Below are 22,123 nucleotides of genomic sequence, written 5' to 3' on the forward strand. Positions count from 1 at the left end.
CGCCGCGCGCCGGGGCCCGGCGCGGGCCCCGGCGGGCCTACCGGCAGGGCGGCGTGGTGGAGGCCGTGGGCGACGGCAACGCGCCGAACACGTTGTCCGCCGGCGTCGGCGACACCACGACGGGCGACGGCGACGGGGACGGCGAGCCGGCCCGCGCCGCGGCGGCGTGCGCCGGGGTCTGGGTGCCCGCGCCCGCGCCCGCGCCCGCGCCAGCCCCGCCGGCCGGGGACGGCGCGCTCGGCGCCGTGGGTATCCGCGCCACCGTCGGGCAGGCGGTCCGGCTGGCCGGCGCGCCCGCGTCCACCGGGACGGCGGTCGGGCGGATGCCGCAGCCGGCGGCCAGCGCGGCCAGCCCCAGCAGCACGGCGGGGGCGAACGGGCGTCGTCGACGGACGCGGATCACTGGGCACTCTCCTCGGTGGCGGAGCCGGAGCCGGAGGCGGTGTCGGCCGTCGGCGCGGGCGACGGGGTCCGCGGCAGCGTCAGCGTGAACACCGCGCCGACCTCGCCGTTCGCGGCCGTGATGGTGCCCCCGTGGATCTGCGCGTTGGCCATCGCGATGGACAGGCCCAGGCCGCTGCCCTCCGAGCGCGCCCGCCCCTTGTCGGCCTTGTAGAACCGGTCGAAGACGTGCGGCAGGACGTCCTCCGGGATGCCCGGACCGCTGTCCGACACCTCGACGACCACGCTGTCCCCGTCCTCGCGCACCCGCACCCGCACCGGCGAGCCGCCGTGCTTGAGCGCGTTGCCGATGAGGTTGGCGAAGACGACGTCCAGCCGGCGCGGGTCGACCACCGCCCGCACGCCGCGCGGCGCGTCCAGCTCGACGGCGTCGTACCAGGCCCGGCCGTCGATGCAGGACATGATCAGGTCCGCGATGTCCACCTCGTCGGCGACCAGCTTGGCCGTACCGGCGTCGAAGCGGGTCACCTCCATGAGGTTCTCCACCAGGTCGGACAGCCGGCGGGTCTCGCTGACCACCAGCCGCACCGCCGGCTCGATCATCGGGTCCAGCGACTGCGCCTCGTCCTCCAGGATGTCCGTCACGGCGGTCATCGCGGTCAGCGGGGTGCGCAGCTCGTGCGACATGTCGGCGACGAACCGCCGGCTCTGCGCCTCGCGCGCGCTCAGCTCCTCGACCTGCTCGTGCAGCGACTCCGCGGTCCGGTTGAAGGTCCGCGCCAGGTCGGCGAGCTCGTCCGAGCCCTCGACCTCGAGACGGGTGTCCAGGTGGCCCTCGCCGAGCCTGCGCGCCGCGTCGCCGAGCCGCCGGACCGGCCGCAGCACCGTCGCCGAGGCCGCCTGCGCGAGCAGCGCCGAGCCGATCAGCGCCAGCAGCGTGGCGATCGCCAGCGACCAGCCGAGCGTGTTGAGGTCGGCCCGCTCGTTCTCCAGCGACTTGAACATGTACGCGGTCGGGCCGGTCGGCACCACCTTGGTGCCGCCGATCACGAACGGCCGGCCGTCGAGGTTCTGCCGCTGCCAGTACAGGTGGTACGTGTACTGGTTGGACTCGGTGATCTCGCGCGGCTTGCCGACCGCGGTCCGCAGCGCGGTCGGCACGTTGGCCAGCGTGTACTGGGCGGGGCTGGAGGAGGCGATGCAGTCCGGCAGCGCCGGGTCCGCCACCACCACGTCGTAGCTGAGACCGGAGCTGGCCACGGTGCTCGCCAGCGCGTTCAGGTCCTCGCAGGTGGCGCTCAGCGGCAGGTTCGACACATTGCGGCTGAGCGAGACCCGGAAGTCGTTGAGCGCGGTGTCCTGCGCGCGCTTGAGCACCGCGTCGCGGTTGAGCCAGTACGCGATGCCGGAGGCCGAGACGGCGGTGAGCAGGGCGACCGCGGCGAACACCGCGATCAGCCGCACGCGCAGCGAGCGCAGCCGTCGCCACGGGCCGGAGGAGAACCGGGCCGTCGTCTGATGGTCAGTCACAGGAGCCTGTCGTTGCGGAAGGGTCAGCGCGCGCGGCGGGATATCGCCGGCGCCGGGCGGGGGGCGGCACTCACGCCGGAGGGTCCAGCCGGTAGCCGACGCCGCGCACCGTGCGGATCAGCGTCGGGGCCGAGGGCACGTCCTCGACCTTGGCCCGCAGCCGCTGGACGCAGGCGTCCACCAGCCGGGAGTCGCCCAGGTAGTCGTGCTCCCAGACCAGCCGCAGCAGCTGCTGGCGCGACAGCGCCTGCCCGGGCCGCCGGCTGAGCTCCAGCAGCAGCCGTAGCTCGGTCGGGGTGAGCTGGAGGTCCGCGCCGTCCTTGGTGACCGTCATCGCCGCCCGGTCGATCACCACGCTGCCGTAGACCGAGGAGTCCGAGCTCTCCCGCTCGCCGCGCCGCAGTACGGCCCTGATCCGGGCGTCCAGCACGCGCGGCTGCACCGGCTTGACCACGTAGTCGTCCGCGCCGGACTCCAGGCCCACCACCACGTCGATGTCGTCGGAGCGGGCGGTCAGCAGGATGATCGGCAGCTGGTCGGTGCGGCGGATCCGGCGGCACACCTCGAAGCCGTCGATACCGGGCAGCATCACGTCCAGCACGATGAGGTCCGGCCGCTGCTCCTTGAAGAGCCTCAGACCGTCCTCGCCGGAGGCGGCGGTGGCCACGCGGTGGCCCTGGCGGGTGAGGGCGAGTTCGAGGCCGGTGCGGATGGCGTCGTCGTCCTCGATCAGAAGGAGGAAAGGCACGGCCTCATTCTGGCTCACCCGCAGCGGGTAATCACCCCCCCACCGCCCGGCCCGGGCCCGGGCGCCGCCCGCGCGGGAACCGGAACACCCGCCGCCGGCGTCCGTCAACGGCGGAAGGGCGCATGGGACGAAAGGCCCGGCCCTGTGACAGCCCTGTGACAGTCGACGGACAGCGCCATCACAACCGGCGGGCAGGATTTTCGATGTCGCCGCAGGACAGCGGGCCGATCGGCCGGCCGAGGCGGCGACAACGGAACCGCTCGAACCGACCCAGGGGGCGCACGATGAACGCCACGCTTCAGACCCGGACCAACCCGGCTGTCCGCACCGCGCGTTCATCGGCCACCACCTTCACGGCCCGGCTCGACGCCGGGACCGAGGAGACCTCCGGTGCCGTGATCGTACGGGGGTGCGCGCACAGCACCGGTGGAAACACTGTCGCCCGCCGGGTGAGCGGCGGCGGCAGGACGGGGGAGCTGCACGGGATCGGCCGCCGGGGGAACACGGCCGACTCCGCCGGCACCTTGACGCTGCGGGGGATCCTCCCCGTGCGCGTCGAGGGCAAGGACGCCCTGGGGGGGAACCGGGGCATCGGGGGAACCGGCCTGCGGAAGGCCGACTCGGGGGAGTCGGCCGGCCGCGAGGCCGCCGGCGCGACGCTGCTGCGGCTGAGCCCCGCGGCGGCGCCCGCCACCGGGGCGAAGCGGGACGAGGCACCGCGGGACGGCGCGCAGGGGGAGCGCCCCGCCGTCGCCGAGGACCACATCACGGAGTTCACCGCGTACGTGCGCGAGCGCCGCGCCTCCCTGTACGCCACCGCGTACCACCTCACCGGCGACCGCTACGAGGCCGAGGACCTGCTGCAGAGCGCGCTCTTCAGCACCTACCGCGCCTGGGGCCGGATCACCGACAAGGCCGCGGTCGGGGGCTACCTCCGCCGCACCATGACCAACCTGCACATCTCCGCCTGGCGGCGCCGCAAGGTCAACGAGTACCCGACCGAGGAGCTGCCGGAGACGGTCGGCGACACCGACGCGATGGGCGGCACCGAGCTGCGCACCGTGCTCTGGCAGGCGCTGGCCAAGCTGCCGGAGAACCAGCGCACCATGCTGGTGCTGCGCTACTACGAGGGCAAGACCGACCCGGAGATCGCCGACGTGCTCGGCATCAGCGTCGGCACGGTCAAGAGCAGCATCTGGCGCGCGCTGCGCCGGCTGCGCGACGACGAGCAGCTGAACACCTCGGGCGACACCCTGCGGGCGTTCGGCGAGCTGGTCGCGTAGCACGATCGAGACGTTCCGGTCCGCTGTGGGGGCGGGACCGGACGAGACTCCCGTCGGGGGACGGGTAGCAGGACGGACGCGGTACGGGTGGCGCCGGCTCGGGGGAGCGGCGGCACCGGAGGGGGCCGCGACCGTCCGGGGAAGGCGGCGGGCCCGGTGCGGGGGAGACGCACCGGGCCCGCCGTTCCGCGTTCCCGGGGCGCGCAGGGTGTCTCAGACGGCGGACAGCTCCCCGGCGGCGGCCGCCGCGCGGATCCGGCGCCCGGCCTCGGGCCCGCCGCACGGGTGCGCGCCCAGCGCCACCTGCCGGCCGACGATGCCCCGCTCGGCCCGCATCAGCCGCCATCCGCGGCGCAGCAGCACCGGCAGCGACTTGCGGCCCTCGCGGACGTCCCGGCGCAGCCGCCACCAGGCGGTCGTCAGCGAGCCGTTGCGCAGGCACAGGGCGTCGCCGAGCAGTTCCCCGGCGGCGCAGTCGGCGGTGATCTCGGCGGCGAAGATGCCCTCGGCGACGAAGGCGCCGGCCCCGCCGAGCTCCAGCACCCGGGTGGAGACCCGGCCGTTGTCCGGGATCGAGTACACCGGCACCTCGGCCCGGCCGGTGGTGCACAGGGCGCGGATGGTCGCGACGGCCTGCTCGCGGTGCCAGGACAGCGGGGAGTCCCAGTCCACCGAGCCGTCGGGCAGCAGCGGCAGGCTCGGGTCGTCGCCGTCCTTGTAGAAGTCGTCGAGCTGGAGCACCGGAAGGCCGCTGCGCTCGGCGAGCGAGGACTTCCCCGATCCGGAGGGCCCGGCGAGCAGGACCACCCGGGCGCGGGCTATCGGCACAGGGTTCAGCGGGGTGTCACTCACGGGACACCAGTCTGACGCATCGGGGCCCGATGCCGAAACCGGTCGGATCAGCCGTCCTGCGCCGCCCCGGGGTCGGTCAGCGCGGCGTGCAGCAGCGGCAGGTAGCGGCTGTCGACCTGGAGGTGCACGGGGTGCTCGGCGCCCGGTGGGCGGTAGGCGGTGGCGGCCCAGTCCTGGTCGTACCAGGCGTCCGGCTCCGGGGCGTGGAAGGTGCCGCCCGCGGCCAGCTCGACCCGGGCGCGGCCGCGTGCGGTGAAGGCGGCGGCCGGGGCGCCGGGGGCGATCCGCAGCAGGCCGCCGACGTAGTCGCCGCGCGGGCCGGGTCCGGCGGCGCGCGCCGAGCAGGGGATGCGCACCGGCCGTCCGGCGGCCAGCCGGCGCCGGGCGCGGGCCACCCGCGCGGTGCGCCAGAACCCGTCCGCGAACAGTGCCATCAGCTCGGCCGCCAGCTCTCCCATGAGCGTCGTCCCCCCTCGGTGCGCGGTGCCGGCCCAGTCTGGCCGGGCGGTGCGGGCCGGCGGGAGCGCCGAAAGGCGGGCGGTGCGGCGACGAAAGTCGGACGAAAGTCGACGGACCCGCGCCAGGGGGGGAGAGGCGCGGGTCCGTCCTGTGACCGTCCGGGCCCTGGGGGGGAGAGGGCACGGGGGACGGCCAGTCTGTGGAGTTGTGTCACCGACTCGCGGCCACGCAGTGCGGCCGCCGCGGGGACCTGGCGGTCAGATACCCATCGGGTGCCAGACCGTCTTGGTTTCCAGGAACGAGAGTAGCCGGTCCGTTCCGGGAGCATTCGTCCAGTCCTGGGCGAACGGGTCCAGGTCCGGGCGGATCACCCTCTTCAGGGTATCCGCGGCGAGCGCTTCCAGCGCGCCCGCCGCGCCGGGACCGTCGGCGGCGATCGCGCCGGTGAGGTCCACGGCGTTGACGTCCTGGTGCGAGGCCAGGGTCGGCGCGATGTCGGCGGTCCGGCCGGACAGGAGGTTGACCACGCCGCCCGGGACGTCCGAGGTGGCCAGCACCTCGCCCAGCGACAGCGCGGGCAGCGGGGCGTCGGCGGCGGCCGCCACCACCACGGTGTTGCCGGTGGCGACGGCCGGGGCGATCACCGACACCAGGCCGAGCAGCGAGTGCCCGTAGCCGGCCTGCGGGGCGACGATCCCGACCACGCCGGTCGGCTCCGGGGTGGAGAGGTTGAAGTAGGGTCCGGCGACCGGGTTGGCGCCGCCCGCGATCTGGGCCACCTTGTCGGTCCAGCCCGCGTACCAGACCCAGCGGTCGATCGCCGCGTCCACCAGGGCGGCGGCCTTCTTCGGGCCGATGCCCTCGGAGAGCGCCACCTCGGCGGCGAACTGCCCGCGCCGGCCCTGCAGCATCTCGGCGACCCGGTACAGCACCTGGCCGCGGTTGTACGCGGTGGTGCCGGCCCAGCCCTTGACCGCCGCGCGGGCGGCCACGACCGCGTCGCGGGCGTCCTTGCGGGTCCCCAGCGGGGCGTTGGCCAGCCACTCGCCCTTCGCGTCCGTCACCTCGTACACCCGCCCGCTCTCGGAGCGCGGGAACTTCCCGCCGACGTACAGCTTGTAGGTCTTGAGGACATCAAGACGGCTCACGACATCAGACATCGAGGTAGGCCTCCAGACCGTGCCGGCCACCCTCGCGGCCGTAGCCCGACTCCTTGTAGCCGCCGAACGGCGAGGTCGGGTCGAACTTGTTGAAGGTGTTGGCCCAGACCACGCCGGCCTTGAGCCTGTTCGCGGTCCAGAGGATGCGCGAGCCCTTCTCCGTCCAGATGCCGGCGGAGAGGCCGTACGGGGTGTTGTTGGCCTTCTCGACCGCCTCGGCGGGGGTGCGGAAGGTCAGCACCGACAGCACCGGGCCGAAGATCTCCTCCTGGGCGATCCGGTGGGCCTGGCTGACGCCGGTGAAGACGGTCGGCCGGAACCAGAAGCCGCTGCCCGGCAGCTCGCAGGCGGGCGACCAGCGCTCGGCGCCCTCGGCCTCGCCGGCCTCGGTCAGCGCGGTGATCCGGGCCAGCTGCTCGGCGGAGTTGATCGCGCCGATGTCGGTGTTCTTGTCCAGCGGGTCGCCGACCCGCAGGGTGCCCATCCGGCGCTTCAGCGCCTCCAGCAGCTCGTCCTGGACCGACTCCTGGACCAGCAGGCGCGAACCCGCGCAGCAGACGTGGCCCTGGTTGAAGAAGATGCCGTTGACGATGCCCTCGACGGCCTGGTCGATCGGCGCGTCGTCGAAGACGATGTTCGCGGCCTTGCCGCCCAGCTCCAGCGACAGCTTCTTGCGGGTGCCGGCCACCTGCTTGGCGATCGCCCGGCCGACCGGGGTGGAGCCGGTGAAGGCGACCTTGTTGACGTCCGGGTGCGCGGTGAGCGCGGCGCCGGTGCGGCCGTCGCCGGTGACGATGTTGACGACGCCCTTCGGCAGGCCGGCCTGGCGGCAGATCTCGGCGAAGCGCAGCGCGGTCAGCGGGGTGGTCTCGGCCGGCTTCAGCACGACCGTGTTGCCGGTGGCCAGCGCCGGGGCGATCTTCCACGCCAGCATCAGCAGCGGGAAGTTCCACGGGATGACCTGGCCGGCCACGCCCAGCGGCTTCGGGTTCGGGCCGAAGCCGGCGTAGTCCAGCTTGTCGGCCCAGCCCGCGTAGTAGAAGAAGTGCGCGGCGACCAGCGGCAGGTCGACGTCGCGGGTCTCGCGGATCGGCTTGCCGTTGTCGATCGACTCCAGCACGGCCAGCTCGCGGCTGCGCTCCTGGATGATCCGGGCGATCCGGAACAGGTACTTGGCGCGCTCGCTGCCGGGCAGCGCCGACCAGTCGGCGAAGGCCTTGCGGGCGGCGGCGACCGCGCGGTCGACGTCCTGGGCGGTGCCCTGGGCGAACTCGGCGAGCACCTGCTCGGTGGCCGGGTTGACCGTCTTCAGCGCCTCGCTGCCGGAGGAGTCGACGAACTCGCCGCCGATGAAGTGGCCGTGGGAGGCGGCGATGTCGCCGGCCGCGGCCGGCGACTCGGGCGCCGGGGCGTACGTGAAGAGGCCGCCGGCCGGCTTCCGGACCGCGGGCTCCTCGGTGTTCTTCTTCTTGGCCATGGTGATCAGTCCACCGTCACGTAGTCGGGGCCGGAGTACCGTCCGGTGGTCAGCTTCTGGCGCTGCATCAGCAGGTCGTTGAGCAGGCTGGAGGCGCCGAAGCGGAACCAGTGCGGGGTCAGCCAGTCGTCGCCGAGGGTCTCGTTGACCATCACCAGGTACTTCATGGCGTCCTTGGTGGTGCGGATCCCGCCGGCGGGCTTCACACCGACCTGGACGCCGGTGGCCGCGCGGAAGTCGCGGACCGCCTCCAGCATCAGCAGGGTGACCGGCGGCGTCGCGTTGACGGCGACCTTGCCGGTGGAGGTCTTGATGAAGTCGGCGCCGGCCAGCATCGCCAGCCAGGAGACCCGGCGCACGTTGTCGTACGTCTGCAGCTCGCCGGTCTCGAAGATCACCTTGAGGTGGGCGTGGCTGCCGTCGGGGCGGCGGCAGGCCTCCTTGACGGCGACGATCTCGTTGTACACGTCCAGGTAGCGGCCGGAGAGGAAGGCCCCCCGGTCGATGACCATGTCGATCTCGTCGGCACCGGCGGCGACCGCGTCGGCGGTGTCGGCGAGCTTGACCGGCAGCGCGGCGCGGCCGGCCGGGAAGGCGGTGGCGACGGAGGCGACCTGGATGGCGGTGCCCTGCAGCGCGGCCTTCGCGGTGGCGGCCATGTCCGGGTAGACACAGATCGCGGCGACGCGGGGGGTGGTCGGGTCCGTCGGGTCGGGGTTCCTGCCCTTGGCGCACAGCGCGCGCACCTTGCCGACCGTGTCCGCGCCCTCCAGCGTGGTCAGGTCGATCATCGAGATGGCCAGATCGATGGCGTACGCCTTGGCCGTGGTCTTGATCGAGCGGGTACCGAGCGTGGCGGCACGCGCCTCCAGGCCGACCTGGTCGACACCGGGCAGGCCGTGCAGGAAGCGGCGGAGCGAGGCCTCGGACGCCGCGACGTCCGCGAGACCGCTGCCCGCGACGCCTGGGGCGTTGGCTGCAAGAGTGGACATAGTCACCACACCAGCATATCTACGCGCGTAGTCAACCGCTAGAGCCGCAACGCATCGATGCCGGACCGAGACCTGGAGGTGTGATCGCCACCCCTGTGGATACCGGGGGGCATGGGGCAGAATCGTCGGCATGACCGATTCCGACGGCAGGCCCCACCCGGGCCCGGCCGGTTCCGATGGCGAGCCCGTGTACGCCGACCGCGTGTACCGCTCCGTTCCCGGTGTGATCTCCGGCGTGCTGCTGCTGGCCGTGGCGGGGTGGCTGATCGGGGACGCGGCCCTGAACGGCACCGGCAAGACGCCGTGGGTGTCACTGGCCGCCGTCCCGGTCTTCATCCTCCCGGTGGTCGCCTACACCCTGCGCCCCGCCGTGCGCGCCAACGCGCGGCGCCTGGTGGTGCGCAACCCGCTGCGCACCATCACCGCCCCCTGGGCGTCCGTGGACGCGCTGCGCGCCGGCTACTCGGTGGAACTGCTCGCCGACGGCAAGAAGTACCAGGTGTGGGCGGTGCCGGTGTCGCTGCGCCAGCGCAAGCGCGCGGCCCGCGCCCAGGACCGCGCCGGGCGGCCGCAGCACACCTCCCGGCTGGGCCTGATGTTCGGCCAGGGCGCCGAGCCGTCCGGCCCGGGCGTGCAGGGCTCGGCGGACCCCAACCGGGCCTGGTCCGACCAGGTGGTCGGCATCCTCCAGGAGATGGCCGAGCGCAACGCCTCCCACCCCGACGCCGCCGGTCCGATCGAGGTCCGCTGGTGCTGGTGGATCATCGCCCCGACCCTGGCCGGCCTGGTGGCGCTGATCGCGGTCATCGCCGCCTGACCCGCCGTTCGCCGAAGGGCCCGCCGGATCCGGCGGGCCCCTTCGGCGTGCCGGGACCGTCAGACGGTGATGCCGGCGGCCGCGGCCAGGTCGCGCTTGACCGCCGCGAGGAGCTCGGCGGCGCGGACGCGGGCGGCGGCGAGGTCGGCGGCGGAGGCGACCGGGAGGACGACCTCCAGGTAGCACTTGAGCTTGGGCTCGGTGCCGGAGGGGCGGACCACGATGCGGGCGGAGCGGACGGCGTCGCCGGCCAGGTGGTAGCGCAGGCCGTCGGTGGGCGGCAGGCCGGCGGAGCCGGCGGTGAGGTCGTCGGCGCGGGTCACGGTGAGGCCGGCCAGCGCGGTGGGCGGCTGCTCGCGCAGGGTGCGCATGGCGTCGGCGATGAGGGAGAGGTCCTCGACGCGCACCGAGAGCTGGTCGGTGGCGTGCAGGCCGTGCTCCAGCGCCAGGTCGTCGAGCAGGTCGCTCAGGGTGCGGCCGGACCGCTTGAGGGTGGCGGCGAGCTCGGCGACCAGCAGGGCGGCGGTGATGCCGTCCTTGTCGCGCACGCCCTGCGGGTCGACGCAGTAGCCGAGCGCCTCCTCGTAGCCGTAGCGCAGGCCCCGGGCGCGGGAGATCCACTTGAAGCCGGTGAGGGTCTCGGCGTAGCCCAGCCCGGCGGCCTCGGCGATCCGGCCGAGCAGGGTGGAGGAGACGATGGTGGTGGCGAAGGTGCCGGCGGCCTTCTTGGCGACCAGCGCGGAGGCGAGCAGCGCGCCGACCTCGTCGCCGCGCAGCATCCGCCAGCCCTTCGCGCCCTGTCCGCCGCCGGCGGCGTCGCCGTTGACGGGGACGGCCACCGCGCAGCGGTCGGCGTCCGGGTCGTTGGCGATGACGATGTCCGGGCCGGCCGCGGCGGCGGTGCGGAAGGCGAGGTCCATCGCCCCCGGCTCCTCCGGGTTGGGGAAGGAGACGGTCGGGAAGTCCGGGTCCGGCTCGCCCTGCTCGGCGACCACGGTGGGCGCGGGGAAGCCGGCCCGGTCCATGGCGGCCAGGAAGGTGTCGCGGCCGACGCCGTGCAGCGGGGTGTAGACGACGGAGAGGTCACGCGCGCTGTGCGGGTCGACGATGGAGGCGGCGCGGTCCAGGTAGGCCTCGACCACCGACTCGTCCACGGTCTCCCAGCCGCTCGCGGCGAGCGGGACCTCGTGGAGCGAGCCGATCGCGTCGATCCCGGCGGCGATGCCCGCGTCGGCCGGCGGCACGATCTGCGAGCCGTCGCCCAGGTAGACCTTGTAGCCGTTGTCCTGCGGCGGGTTGTGGCTGGCGGTGACGGTCACGCCGGCGGCCGCGCCGAGGTGGCGGACGGCGAAGGCGAGCACCGGGGTGGGCAGCGGGCGCGGGAACAGCGCGGCGCGCAGGCCGGCGCCGACCACCACGGCGGCGGTGTCGCGGGCGAAGTCGTAGGACTTGTGGCGGGCGTCGTAGCCGATGACCACGAGGTCGCCGAGGCCCTGCCGCTTGACGTAGGAGACCAGGCCGGCGGCGGCCCGGATCACCACGGCGCGGTTCATCCGCATCGGTCCGGCGCCGAGCTCGCCGCGCAGGCCGGCGGTGCCGAACTGGAGGCGGCCGGCGAAGCGGTCGGCCAGGTCGGCCCAGGCGAGCTTGGCCGTCGTCTCGGCCTCGGGGTCCTCGGCGGCGGCGAGCAGCGCGGCGAGCTCCTCGCGGGTCTGCGGGTCCGGGTCCTCGGCGAGCCAGGTGCGGGCCCGGGCGAGGAGGTCGGTGGTGGTTGCCTGCGTCATGGCTGCAGCTCCATCGGGAAGTGCGTCGGTGGTCGGCCGGGGAGGGTGCCCCGGCCCGGGTCCGGCGGGACGGGCGTGAGGGGACGGGCCCGGGGAGACGGGCGTTGACGAAACGTACGGCTCGGCGGCGGCGCGGTGGGCGTGTCGGGCCGGCGGACGCGGACGGGGCCCGCGGGCGGGTGTGATCACCGGATCACGCCCGCCCCGGGCCCCGTGGCTCATGCCGTTCGCACCCGCGCCGGCGTCAGATCCGCTCCAGCACCTTGGCCAGCAGCGCGCCCATGCGCTCGGCGGAGGCCTTGCCGGCCTCCAGCACCTCGGCGTGGTTGAGCGGCTCGCCGGTCATGCCGGCGGCCAGGTTGGTGACCAGGGAGATGCCCAGCACCTCGGCGCCGGCCTCGCGGGCCGCGATGGCCTCCAGGGTGGTGGACATGCCGACCAGCTCGCCGCCGATCACCCGGGCCATGTTGACCTCGGCCGGGGTCTCGTAGTGCGGGCCGCGGAACTGGACGTAGACGGCCTCGTCCAGGCTCGGGTCGACCTCGCGGCACAGCTCGCGCAGCCGCTTGGAGTAGAGGTCGGTGAGGTCGACGAAGTTCGCGCCGACGATCGGCGAGTCGGCCGTCAGGTTGATGTGGTCGCTGATCAGGACCGGCTGGCCGGGCACCCAGGTCGGGCGCAGGCCGCCGCAGCCGTTGGTCAGCACGATGATCCCGCAGCCGGCCGCGGCGGCGGTGCGCACGCCGTGGACGACGGTGGCGACGCCGTGGCCCTCGTAGTAGTGGTTGCGGCCCAGGAAGATCAGGGCGCGCTTCTCGCCGATCTTCACCGAGCGGATCGTGCCGGCGTGGCCGGCCACGGCGGGGGCGGGGAAGCCCGGCAGGTCGGTGACCGGGAACTCCGCCACGGTCTCGCCGAGGGCGTCGGCGGCCGGCACCCAGCCGGAGCCCATCACCAGGGCGACGTCGTGGCGCTCGGCACCGGTCAGCTCGCGCAGGCGCTCGGCGGCGGCCTGGGCGGCGGCGTAGGGGTCGGCGGAGACGACCGACTGAGGAGATGCGTTCACGTGTCCGAGGATAGACGGGAAACGGCTACGCGCGTAGAAATTCCTGGTACGACGTGCCGGATCGTTACCCGGATGGCGTGGACCCACGGCTGCGGCCCCGGCCCGGGAGTGGACCGGGGCCGGCGGGGCCGGTCTCAGCAGGGGCGGCGGCGCAGGTCCAGCACGTAGTCGTCGGGGGCCCCGGCGCTCTCCGCCGCGTCCGCGATCAGGCCCAGGTAGCGGGCCGCGGGCAGGCCGCCCTCGTAGTCGTTCAGCACGTACGTCCAGACCGGCACGTCGCCGTCCAGGGTCTGCGCCCGCAGCTTGATCTTGCGGTAGATGCCGAGCTGGACGCCCTCCCAGCGGTCCAGCCCCTCCTCGTCCATCGGCGCCACGTCGTACAGCGAGACGAAGACCTGGTCCTTCTCGTCCTCCACCACCGTGCAGAGCGAGCCCTCCCAGCCGAGGTGCTCGCCACCGAAGGTGAGCCGCCAGCCGGACAGCCACCCGGTGCCGCGCAGCGGCGAGTGCGGAGCGCGGCGGGTCATCTGCCGGGCATCGAGGTTCGTGGCATACGCGGCGTAAAGGGGCATGGGGGGAAGCCTACGTTCACCTGCCGATCCGACAGAAGCCCCGACCCCGGCGTGGCAGTGCTCCCGGCGTGCGGGACAATGGTTGACGTGACTCGGATCGTGATCATCGGTGGCGGACCCGGCGGCTACGAGGCGGCGCTCGTCGCCGCCCAGCTCGGCGCGGAGGTGACCGTCGTCGACCGCGACGGCCTGGGCGGATCGGCGGTGCTCACGGACTGCGTGCCGTCGAAGACGCTGATCGCGACGGCGGAGGTGATGACGACCTTCGACAGCTCGTACGAGGAACTCGGCATCATCGTCGCCGACGACACTCCCCCCGTCGACAGCCCGGCCCGGGTGGTCGGCGTGGACCTCGGCAAGGTCAACCGGCGTGTGAAGCGCCTGGCCATCGCGCAGTCCCACGACATCACCCAGTCCGTCACCCGGGCCGGCGTCACCGTGCTGCGCGGGCGCGGCCGGCTCGGCGCCGGCGGGCAGGCCGTGGACGGCTCCCGCGAGGTGCTGGTGGACGCGCCCGACGGCAGCGTCCAGTCGCTGCGCGCCGACGCGGTGCTGATCGCCACCGGCGCCCACCCGCGCGAGCTGCCCGACGCCCAGCCCGACGGCGAGCGGATCCTCACCTGGACCCAGGTCTACGACCTGGAGGAGCTGCCCCGCGAGCTGGTCGTGGTCGGCTCCGGCGTCACCGGCGCCGAGTTCGCCGGCGCCTACCAGGCGCTGGGCTCCAGGGTCACCCTGGTCTCCTCGCGCGACCGGGTGCTGCCGGGCGAGGACCCGGACGCCGCCGAGGTGCTGGAGGAGGTCTTCCGCCGCCGCGGCATGAACGTGATGGGCCGCTCGCGGGCCGAGAGCGTCAAGCGGATCGGGGACACGGTCGAGGTCACCCTCTCCGACGGCACGGTCGTCGAGGGCACCCACTGCCTGATGGCGGTCGGCTCGATCCCCAACACCGCCGAGATGGGCCTGGAGGAGGCCGGGGTCAAGCTCAACGACTGGGGCCAGATCCAGGTCGACCGGGTCTCCCGCACCAGCGCCCCCGGCGTGTACGCGGCCGGCGACTGCACCGGCGTCTTCATGCTCGCCTCGGTGGCGGCCATGCAGGGCCGGATCGCCATGTACCACGCGCTCGGCGACGCGGTGCAGCCGCTGAACCTCAAGACCGTGGCCTCCAACGTCTTCACCGACCCCGAGATCGCCACCGTCGGCTACACGGCCGCCGACGTGGAGTGCGGCACGATGGACGCGGTCGAGGTCAAGCTCCCGCTGCGCGGCAACCCGCGGGCCAAGATGCAGGGCATCCGCGACGGCTTCGTGAAGCTGTTCTGCCGCCCCGGCACCGGCATCGTGGTCGGCGGCGTGGTCGTCGCCCCGCGCGCCAGCGAGCTCATCCACTCGATCTCGCTCGCGGTGGACGCCAATCTGACGGTCGAACAGGTGGCCAGCGCCTTCACCGTCTACCCGTCGGTCTCCGGCTCCACCGCCGAGGCCGCCCGCCAGCTCCACATCCGCAAGCGCGAATCGGGCGAATCCTGAGCCCAGGGCGCTCAGTTGGGGGCGGTCGCCGGTCGGCGGCCGCCCTTCGCTCCGCCCCGGGTGTCACCCGGACGGCGGGCGCAGTCCCGGATCACCGACGGCGCGCATTGTACGGTCACGCGCCGCTCCACCGTGAGCAATTCCCGCTACTAGCAGCAAACGCCTGAAAGCAGACGGTCACGCAGGTTACCGTCGGTTCTGTGTTTGCAGCAGAACGTCGCCAGTTGATCCTCGAAATGGTGCGCGCCAACGGAGCGGTCTCGCTCCGGGAGTTGGCCCGCGTCGTCCAGACCTCCGAAGTGACCGTGCGCCGCGACGTACGGGCCTTGGAGGCAGAAGGGCTCCTCGACCGCCGGCACGGCGGCGCGGTGCTCCCCGGCGGCTTCAGCCGCGAACCCGGTTACCCGCAGAAGACCCACCTGTCCGCCGCCGAGAAGAGCGCCATCGCCGATCTCGCCGCCGGTCTGGTGGAGGAGGGCGACGCCGTGGTGGTCGGCGCCGGCACCACCACCCAGGAACTCGCCCGGCGCCTGGCCCGGGTGCCCGGGCTGACCGTGGTGACCAACTCGCTGCTGGTCGCCCAGGCGCTCGCGCACGCCAACCGGGTGGAGGTGGTGATGACCGGCGGCACCCTGCGCGGCTCCAACTACGCCCTCGTCGGCAGCGGGGCCGAGCAGTCCCTGCACGGGCTGCGGGTCACCAAGGCCTTCGTCTCGGGCAGTGGACTGACCGCCGAACGCGGCCTGTCGACCACGAACATGCTCTCCGCGAGCGTGGACCGGGCTCTGGTGCAGTCGGCCGCCGAGGTGATCATCCTCGCCGACCACACCAAGCTCGGCGCGGACAGCATGTTCCAGACCGTCCCCACCGAGACCATCACCCGCCTGGTCACCGACGAGCACGCCACCGCCGACGACGCCACCGCCCGCGAGCTCGACGCGCTCGCCGACTGCGGCGTGCAGATCGACCTCGCGCCGCTCGGCGCCCCGCCGTCCGGCGACGCCCCGGTGCACGGCACCGGCAGCGGCCCCGTCCACCAGACCCAGCCGGGTCCGCTGGCCCGCCGCGCCGTCCCGCCGCCCCCCGGCGGCGGTGCCCCGCTGCCCGGCCAGCGCCGCCCGGGCGTGCACGGCCCCGGCGGACCGGCCGGCCCGGGCGGTCCGCTGCCGGCCAGGCTCGCCGAACTCGGCCTCCCGCGCGGTCGCTGACCGCCAGCCGTCGCAGCAGCCGTACGACCCGCACCGGAACGACCCGCACCGGAACGACTCACGCCGGAACGACCCGCACCACCCGTACGACCCCGAGCGCCCGCACCACCGCCGAGAACACGACCGGTCCGCACACCCGAAGGTGTACGGACCGGCGGCAAAGACGCGGGACGCGTCAGTCCTTGATCTCGCAGAGCGCCGCGCCGCTGGAGACGCTCGCCCCGACCTCGGCCTTGAGGCCGACGACGGTGCCCGCCTTGTGCGCGTTCAGCGGCTGCTCCATCTTCATCGCCTCCAGGACGACGATCAGCTCGCCCTCCGCGACGACCTGGCCCTCCTCGACCGCGACCTTCACGATGGTGCCCTGCATCGGCGACGCCAGCGTGTCACCGCTGACCGCCGAGCCGGCCTTCTTCGCACCCACCCGGCGCTTGGCCTTCGCGGCCCCCGCACCGGCGGCCGGAGCGGTCGGGACGCCCAGCGAGGACGGCAGCGAGACCTCGATCCGCTTGCCGCCGACCTCGACGACCACGGTCTCCCGGCCCTCGGCCTCCTCGCCCTCGCCGGCCGCACCGGCGAACGCGGGGATGGTGTTGTCGAACTCGGTCTCGATCCACCGGGTGAAGACCTTGAACGGCCCGTCCCCGCCGTGCACCTCCGGCGCGAACGCCGGGTCGGTGACGACCGCGCGGTGGAACGGGATGGCCGTCGCCATGCCCTCGACCTTGAACTCCGCCAGCGCGCGCCTCGCCCGCTCCAGCGCCTGCTTGCGGTCGCGGCCGGACACGACCAGCTTCGCCAGCAGCGAGTCCCAGGCCGGGCCGATCACCGAACCGGTCTCCACGCCCGAGTCCAGCCGCACGCCCGGGCCGGACGGCGGCGCGAACAGCGTCACCGTGCCCGGCGCCGGCAGGAAGTTGCGGCCCGGGTCCTCGCCGTTGATGCGGAACTCGAACGAGTGGCCGCGCACCTCCGGGTCGTCGTACCCGAGCTCCTCGCCGTCCGCGATCCGGAACATCTCGCGGACCAGGTCGATCCCGGTGACCTCCTCGGTGACCGGGTGCTCCACCTGCAGGCGGGTGTTGACCTCCAGGAAGGAGATCGTGCCGTCCAGCGCCACCAGGAACTCGCAGGTCCCGGCGCCCTGGTAGCCGGCCTCCTTGAGGATGGCCTTCGACGCCCGGTACAGCTCGGCGTTCTGCTCCGGGGTCAGGAACGGCGCGGGCGCCTCCTCGACCAGCTTCTGGTGCCGGCGCTGCAGCGAGCAGTCACGGGTCGAGACGACCACCACGTTGCCGTGCTTGTCGGCCAGGCACTGGGTCTCGACGTGCCGCGGGTTGTCCAGGTAGCGCTCGACGAAGCACTCGCCGCGCCCGAAGGCGGCGACCGCCTCGCGCACCGCGGACTCGTACAGCTCCGGGATCTCCTCCAGCGTGCGGGCGACCTTCAGGCCGCGGCCGCCGCCGCCGAACGCCGCCTTGATGGCGACCGGCAGGCCGTTCTCCTGGGCGAACGCGACGACCTCGTCGGCACCCGAGACCGGGTCCGGCGTGCCGGCCACCAGCGGGGCACCGGCGCGCTGCGCCACGTGCCGGGCGGTCACCTTGTCGCCGAGGTCGCGGATGGCCTGCGGCGGCGGGCCGATCCAGGTGAGGCCCGCGTCGAGCACGGCCTGGGCGAAGTCGGCGTTCTCCGACAGGAAGCCGTAGCCGGGGTGGACGGCGTCCGCACCCGAGTCGGCGGCGGCCTGGAGGACCTTGGCGATGTCCAGGTAGCTGGTGCCGGGGGTGTCGCCGCCCAGCGCGTAAGCCTCGTCGGCCGCGCGGACGTGCAGCGCATCCCGGTCCGGCTCGGCGTAGACGGCGACGCTGGCGATACCGGCGTCCGAGCAGGCACGGGCGACGCGGACGGCGATTTCCCCGCGGTTGGCGATGAGCACCTTGCGCACTGTGGCTCCCTTCTTGAACCTCGTTGAGTTTATGGATTCCTGGGCAGTACCGGCGAGTAGCCCCAGGTTGTGAACTATCCCACACGGAGGGTGATGCGCCCGGGCGGGTGGTGGGCGGCCCGACGGGAGTCCTCGCAGGTGGTGGCTGGTGCGGTCACGGCGGCCCGGCGTGCGCGCTCGGTGACGGGGGCGGCGTGGCGCGGCGGTGGGCTTGGCCACACTCGGGCGCCGCGCGAGCCGGGCTCAAGCGGTGGCGGCGGGCGCGGGGACCGGGACGCCCCGGGCGGGCGCGCCCGGCGGGGTCGGTCCGCGCTCCAGGGCCCGGGCGGTGACGTCGGCGACCTGCTCGACGACGTCGGGGCCGTAGGCGGCCGGGTTGGGCACCTTGAGCAGCAGGGCGAAGGTGCCGTCCGTGCCGTACCGGCGGGCCAGTCGGCGGTGGTGGGTCACCAGGTGGCGGACACCGGCGTGGTTGGCGATGCCGGTCTGTCCGCAGATCAGGAAGACGGGGCGGCCGCCCTCGGGGGTGGCCAGCCGGGCCAGCAGGACGTACTCCCCGGCCTCCGGGTCGGCGGTGTAGGACCGGCCGCCGACGGTGATGGTGTTGTCCAGGACGGCGTGGTCGCTGGAGATCGTCACCCCGGGCAGGCCCCAGGCCAGGTGGGCGGCCATCCGCTCGTTGGAGACGGGGCCGCCGAAGCAGAGTTCGGTCCTGGTGCCGAGGCCGCGCGGCGCGGCGTCGTGCGCGACCAGGTCGGCGTGCGCGCCGCACTCCTTCACCAGGGCGGCCAGCTCCATCAGCGCGTAGGCGTCGCGCCGGGTGACCGTCCGGGGGTGCGCGCCGGTGCCGATGCTGCGGTTGACCACGATCAGGCACTCGCTGCCGGCGGGCAGGCCGAGGAAGGCCCTGGCCCGGTCCAGCCGGCGTCTTCGGCGCAGGCTCTGGCCGAGCCAGCCGAGTGCGGCGCTGATCGCGCTGGCCACCAGGCCCAGCAGTACGTTGAGCAGACTGTCGGTCATCCGCTCGCCACCTCCCCCGTTGCTCCGGAACGCCGATGCGGTCCGCAGGCCCTTCTAGCGTGCATCAAATGAGGTTGTCAACGGGGTGGTTGGCGACAATTGCGCCGGTGATTGGCGCACCCTCGACGGTCGTCGGCGGCCGTCGCCTGCCGTCGTCGGTGGTAGTCGTCGTCGGTCGTCGGCGGGGCGGTCAGGCCCAGAGGTCGGTGATCCGGACGTCCAGCTCGGCGAGCAGCGTGCGCAGCAGCGGCAGGGAGAGGCCGATGACGTTGCCCGGGTCGCCGTCGATGCCCTCGACGAACGGCGCCGACCGGCCGTCCAGGGTGAACGCGCCCGCCACGTGCAGCGGTTCGCCGGTGGCGATGTAGGCGGCGACCTCGGCGTCGTCCGGGGTGCCGAAGCGCACCGTGGTGGAGGCGGTGGCGGAGGACCGGCGGCCGGTGGCGGTGTCGATCACGCAGTGGCCGGTGCGCAGCACGCCGGCCCGGCCGCGCATCGACTGCCAGCGGGCCAGCGCCTCGGTCTCGTCGGCGGGCTTGCCGAGGGCCAGCCCGTCCAGCTCCAGCACGGAGTCGCAGCCGACGACCAGCTCGCCGTCGGTGAGGCCGGCGGCGACGGCCCCGGCCTTGGCCTCGGCGAGGACGAGCGCGAGTTCGCCGGGGGTGGGGGCGGTGAGCGCGTCCTCGTCGACGCCGCTGACCACCACGCGCGGGTCGAGGCCCGCCTGGCGCAGCAGCCCGAGGCGGGCGGGGGAGGCGGAGGCGAGGACGAGGGCGCGGCGGTCGGTCATGCCCACCAGGGTAGAGGGACGCCCCGGGGCGGTCGTCCAGTGATCGTCAGACCATCAGCAGAACGGCGATCAGCAGGGCGAGAACGGCGAGCACGTGCCCGGCCCGGTGCAGCTTGCGCTGCATCCGCCGGGCTTCCGGGGAGGGCTCGTCGCGGGGGTCTGACCAGAGCATCGTTCCAGGGTGCTCCGGCGGGCCGGTGGGGCGCCTGAGTATCCGTACTCAGGTTTCGGGGCAATCCGGGGCTTTTGTCGGGCCCGGCCTGCTCCACACTTTGCAAAGTGACGACTTTGCAAAGTCACCGGGAACGCCGTGCAGGGCCGCTCCGCCCTTGTGCGGAGCGGCCCGGGGAGACGTGCACTTTGCAAAGTCAATACTTTGCAAAGTGCACGTCCAGCGGCCCTACCCGGCCCAGCCGGAGGTGCGCCAGGCGTTGACGCCGGGGCGCGGGGCGGCGCGCATCCGGCGCGCGCGGTCGTTCCAGGCGGAGTCCGGGCCGGCGCCGGCGCGGCGGGCGGCCTCGGCGGCGGCCTGCGCGGCGGCGGCCCGGGCCTGGACCACCGCCAGGACGGTGGCCAGCTCCTCGGGGGTCGGCTGCCCGTGCAGCACGTGGATCGGGGCCATGCTCAATCCTCTCGCGATCCTCCTGCTCGGAACCACTACAGCGGAATGTTGCCGTGCTTCTTCGGCGGCAGCACCTCACGCTTGCCGCGCAGCGCGCGCAGCCCGCGGACGATGTGCCGGCGGGTCTCGCTCGGCGCGATGACGGCGTCCACGTAGCCGCGCTCGGCGGCCAGGTACGGGTTGAGCAGGGTGTCCTCGTAGGAGGCGATCAGCTCGGCCCGCTTCTCCTCGGCGTTCCCGGCCGCCTCGGCCTCGGCGATCTCCCGCCGGTGCAGGATGTTCACCGCGCCCTGCGCGCCCATCACGGCGATCTGCGCGGTCGGCCAGGCCAGGTTGAGGTCGGCGCCCAGGTGCTTGGAGCCCATGACGTCGTACGCGCCGCCGAAGGCCTTGCGGGTGATCACGGTGATCAGCGGCACGGTCGCCTCGGCGTAGGCGTAGATCAGCTTGGCGCCGCGGCGGATGATGCCGTCCCACTCCTGCTCGGTGCCGGGCAGGAAGCCGGGCACGTCGACGAAGGTGATCACCGGGATGTTGAACGAGTCGCAGGTGCGGATGAACCGCGCGGCCTTCTCGCTGGCGGCGATGTCCAGGCAGCCCGCCAGGTCCATCGGCTGGTTGCCGACGACGCCGACCGGGTGGCCCTCGACCCGGCCGAAGCCGGTGACGATGTTGCCCGCGTACAGCGGCTGGGTCTCCAGGAACTCGCCGTCGTCGAGGACGTGCTCGATCACCCGGTGGATGTCGTACGGCTGGTTCGCCGAGTCCGGCACCAGGGTGTCGAGCTCGAGGTCCTCGTCGGTGACGGACAGGTCCGCCTCCTCCGGGAAGGACGGCGGGTCGGAGAGGTTGTTGGAGGGCAGGTACGACAGCAGGCTCTTGACGTACTCGATCGCCTCCTTCTCGTCCGTGGCCAGGTAGTGCGCGTTGCCGGACTTGGCGTTGTGGGTGCGCGCGCCGCCCAGCTCCTCCATGCCGACGTCCTCGCCGGTGACGGTCTTGATCACGTCGGGGCCGGTGATGAACATGTGCGAGGTCCGGTCGGCCATCACCACGAAGTCGGTGATCGCGGGGGAGTAGACCGCGCCGCCCGCGCAGGGGCCCATGATCAGCGAGATCTGCGGGATCACCCCGGAGGCGTGCACGTTGCGGCGGAAGATCTCGCCGTACAGGCCGAGCGAGACCACGCCCTCCTGGATCCGGGCGCCGCCGGAGTCGTTGATGCCGATGACCGGGCAGCCGGTCTTCAGCGCGAAGTCCATGACCTTGACGATCTTCTCGCCGAACACCTCGCCGAGCGAGCCGCCGAAGACGGTGAAGTCCTGGGCGAACACGGCGACCTGACGGCCGTCGACGGTGCCGTAGCCGGTGACCACGCCGTCGCCGTAGGGCCGGTTCCTCTCCTGCCCGAAGTTGGTCGAGCGGTGCCGGGCGAACTCGTCGAACTCGACGAAGGAGTCCTCGTCCAGCAGTTCCGTGACCCGCTCGCGGGCCGTCAGCTTGCCCTTGGCGTGCTGCTTCTCCACCGCCTTGGCGGAGCCGGAGTGCACCGCCTCGTCGATCCTGCGCCGGAGGTCGGCGAGCTTGCCGGCGGTGGTGTGCGGGTCGTGCGGCGCCTCGGTCATTCCGGTGGCTCTCCCTGATCCTGGGCCGCGACCTGTCTTCGGGGCGCGCGGGCCGGGTGGGGCTGGCGCGGACGAGGGGTGCAGGGCGGCACAACGAACTACCGTTGGGTAGCGTAGCCAGCGCGGAGGGCCGGACGTAATGTCCGGCCGTTATGGCCAGCGACACAGTGTTGTTGACGCCCGTTGTGGGGGACGATGGGGCGGCCTGGGGCCGACGGGCCGCCGTCCGCCGGTC

General features: G+C 73.6%; 21 protein-coding genes. 4 read left to right on the top strand and 17 right to left on the bottom strand.

Going from position 1 to position 22,123, the window contains the following annotated elements; translation table 11 throughout:
• Nucleotides 1-37: 37 nt before the first annotated feature.
• From ACFCLZ_RS23530 to ACFCLZ_RS23540, 3 genes are all read right to left on the bottom strand, one after another.
• The gene (locus tag ACFCLZ_RS23530; protein WP_380278968.1) at nt 38-403 is read right to left on the bottom strand and encodes a hypothetical protein; all 366 of its coding nucleotides are present in this window, start codon (nt 401-403) and stop codon (nt 38-40) included.
• A complete protein-coding gene (locus tag ACFCLZ_RS23535) occupies nt 400-1,932 on the bottom strand; it encodes an ATP-binding protein (RefSeq protein ID WP_380278970.1) in 1,533 nt (510 codons plus the stop codon). The genes ACFCLZ_RS23530 and ACFCLZ_RS23535 overlap by 4 nt, the downstream gene beginning before the upstream one ends.
• A gap of 70 nt (nt 1,933-2,002) precedes the next feature.
• On the bottom strand, nt 2,003-2,680 hold the full coding sequence (locus tag ACFCLZ_RS23540) for a response regulator transcription factor (RefSeq protein WP_350553901.1): 678 nt from the start codon (nt 2,678-2,680) through the stop codon (nt 2,003-2,005).
• A 395-nt stretch (nt 2,681-3,075) separates the two neighbouring features.
• Here ACFCLZ_RS23540 and ACFCLZ_RS23545 point away from each other — a divergent pair, with 395 nt between their 5' ends.
• On the top strand, nt 3,076-3,963 hold the full coding sequence (locus ACFCLZ_RS23545; protein WP_380286249.1) for a SigE family RNA polymerase sigma factor: 888 nt from the start codon (nt 3,076-3,078) through the stop codon (nt 3,961-3,963).
• Between the two features lie 213 nt (nt 3,964-4,176).
• Here the strand turns inward: ACFCLZ_RS23545 and ACFCLZ_RS23550 are convergent, their stop codons facing one another.
• The 5 genes from ACFCLZ_RS23550 to deoC all read right to left on the bottom strand — a co-directional run bounded on the left by ACFCLZ_RS23550 (nt 4,177) and on the right by deoC (nt 8,903).
• The gene (locus ACFCLZ_RS23550) at nt 4,177-4,815 is read right to left on the bottom strand and encodes a uridine kinase (RefSeq protein WP_380278972.1); all 639 of its coding nucleotides are present in this window, start codon (nt 4,813-4,815) and stop codon (nt 4,177-4,179) included.
• 47 nt (nt 4,816-4,862) lie between these two features.
• Complete coding sequence (locus ACFCLZ_RS23555; RefSeq protein WP_380278974.1) at nt 4,863-5,273, bottom strand: hypothetical protein; 411 nt, start codon at nt 5,271-5,273, stop codon at nt 4,863-4,865.
• A gap of 258 nt (nt 5,274-5,531) precedes the next feature.
• Nucleotides 5,532-6,434: an aldehyde dehydrogenase family protein gene (locus ACFCLZ_RS23560; protein ID WP_380278976.1), complete on the bottom strand. Its 903-nt coding sequence runs from the start codon at nt 6,432-6,434 to the stop codon at nt 5,532-5,534.
• Nucleotides 6,427-7,911, bottom strand: a complete 1,485-nt coding sequence (locus tag ACFCLZ_RS23565; protein WP_380278978.1) for an aldehyde dehydrogenase family protein — start codon at nt 7,909-7,911, stop codon at nt 6,427-6,429. Before ACFCLZ_RS23565 ends, ACFCLZ_RS23560 begins: the two co-directional genes overlap by 8 nt.
• 5 nt (nt 7,912-7,916) lie before the next feature.
• Nucleotides 7,917-8,903, bottom strand: a complete 987-nt coding sequence (deoC, locus tag ACFCLZ_RS23570) for a deoxyribose-phosphate aldolase (RefSeq protein ID WP_380278980.1) — start codon at nt 8,901-8,903, stop codon at nt 7,917-7,919.
• Nucleotides 8,904-9,033: 130 nt separating this feature from the next.
• On the opposite strand from deoC, the gene ACFCLZ_RS23575 reads away from it, so the two are divergent.
• Nucleotides 9,034-9,720 (top strand): PH domain-containing protein, encoded by a 687-nt coding sequence (locus ACFCLZ_RS23575; RefSeq protein WP_380278982.1) that lies wholly within the window; start codon nt 9,034-9,036, stop codon nt 9,718-9,720.
• A 59-nt stretch (nt 9,721-9,779) separates the two neighbouring features.
• Here ACFCLZ_RS23575 and ACFCLZ_RS23580 read toward each other — a convergent pair whose 3' ends face one another.
• The 3 genes from ACFCLZ_RS23580 to ACFCLZ_RS23590 all read right to left on the bottom strand — a co-directional run bounded on the left by ACFCLZ_RS23580 (nt 9,780) and on the right by ACFCLZ_RS23590 (nt 13,142).
• Nucleotides 9,780-11,504: a phospho-sugar mutase gene (locus ACFCLZ_RS23580; protein WP_380278984.1), complete on the bottom strand. Its 1,725-nt coding sequence runs from the start codon at nt 11,502-11,504 to the stop codon at nt 9,780-9,782.
• 244 nt (nt 11,505-11,748) lie between these two features.
• Nucleotides 11,749-12,570 (bottom strand): purine-nucleoside phosphorylase, encoded by an 822-nt coding sequence (locus ACFCLZ_RS23585; RefSeq protein WP_380278986.1) that lies wholly within the window; start codon nt 12,568-12,570, stop codon nt 11,749-11,751.
• A gap of 134 nt (nt 12,571-12,704) precedes the next feature.
• Complete coding sequence (locus tag ACFCLZ_RS23590; protein ID WP_380278988.1) at nt 12,705-13,142, bottom strand: gamma-glutamylcyclotransferase; 438 nt, start codon at nt 13,140-13,142, stop codon at nt 12,705-12,707.
• 78 nt (nt 13,143-13,220) lie between these two features.
• Between ACFCLZ_RS23590 and ACFCLZ_RS23595 the strand changes: the two genes are divergently transcribed.
• The gene (locus ACFCLZ_RS23595; RefSeq protein WP_380278990.1) at nt 13,221-14,675 is read left to right on the top strand and encodes an NAD(P)H-quinone dehydrogenase; all 1,455 of its coding nucleotides are present in this window, start codon (nt 13,221-13,223) and stop codon (nt 14,673-14,675) included.
• Nucleotides 14,676-14,911: 236 nt separating this feature from the next.
• A complete protein-coding gene (locus ACFCLZ_RS23600; protein ID WP_380286250.1) occupies nt 14,912-15,883 on the top strand; it encodes a DeoR/GlpR family DNA-binding transcription regulator in 972 nt (323 codons plus the stop codon).
• 175 nt (nt 15,884-16,058) lie between these two features.
• Here the strand turns inward: ACFCLZ_RS23600 and ACFCLZ_RS23605 are convergent, their stop codons facing one another.
• The 6 genes from ACFCLZ_RS23605 to ACFCLZ_RS23630 form a co-directional block, all read right to left on the bottom strand.
• Nucleotides 16,059-17,831, bottom strand: a complete 1,773-nt coding sequence (locus ACFCLZ_RS23605; RefSeq protein ID WP_380278992.1) for an acetyl/propionyl/methylcrotonyl-CoA carboxylase subunit alpha — start codon at nt 17,829-17,831, stop codon at nt 16,059-16,061.
• A gap of 243 nt (nt 17,832-18,074) precedes the next feature.
• Nucleotides 18,075-18,851 carry a hypothetical protein gene (locus tag ACFCLZ_RS23610; protein WP_380278994.1) on the bottom strand — a complete coding sequence of 259 codons (777 nt, stop codon included), beginning with the start codon at nt 18,849-18,851 and terminating at the stop codon, nt 18,075-18,077.
• A gap of 190 nt (nt 18,852-19,041) precedes the next feature.
• Nucleotides 19,042-19,641, bottom strand: coding sequence for a nucleoside triphosphate pyrophosphatase (locus ACFCLZ_RS23615; protein WP_380278996.1), 600 nt, complete (start codon nt 19,639-19,641; stop codon nt 19,042-19,044).
• Between the two features lie 46 nt (nt 19,642-19,687).
• A complete protein-coding gene (gene mmpB, locus ACFCLZ_RS23620; protein ID WP_380278998.1) occupies nt 19,688-19,813 on the bottom strand; it encodes a morphogenic membrane protein MmpB in 126 nt (41 codons plus the stop codon).
• Nucleotides 19,814-20,041: 228 nt separating this feature from the next.
• On the bottom strand, nt 20,042-20,263 hold the full coding sequence (locus ACFCLZ_RS23625) for an acyl-CoA carboxylase epsilon subunit (RefSeq protein ID WP_380279000.1): 222 nt from the start codon (nt 20,261-20,263) through the stop codon (nt 20,042-20,044).
• Nucleotides 20,264-20,298: 35 nt separating this feature from the next.
• Nucleotides 20,299-21,888, bottom strand: a complete 1,590-nt coding sequence (locus tag ACFCLZ_RS23630) for an acyl-CoA carboxylase subunit beta (RefSeq protein ID WP_380279002.1) — start codon at nt 21,886-21,888, stop codon at nt 20,299-20,301.
• Nucleotides 21,889-22,123: the final 235 nt, after the last annotated feature.

Source organism: Kitasatospora purpeofusca (genome assembly GCF_042691725.1).
Taxonomy (GTDB): domain Bacteria; phylum Actinomycetota; class Actinomycetes; order Streptomycetales; family Streptomycetaceae; genus Kitasatospora; species Kitasatospora purpeofusca_B.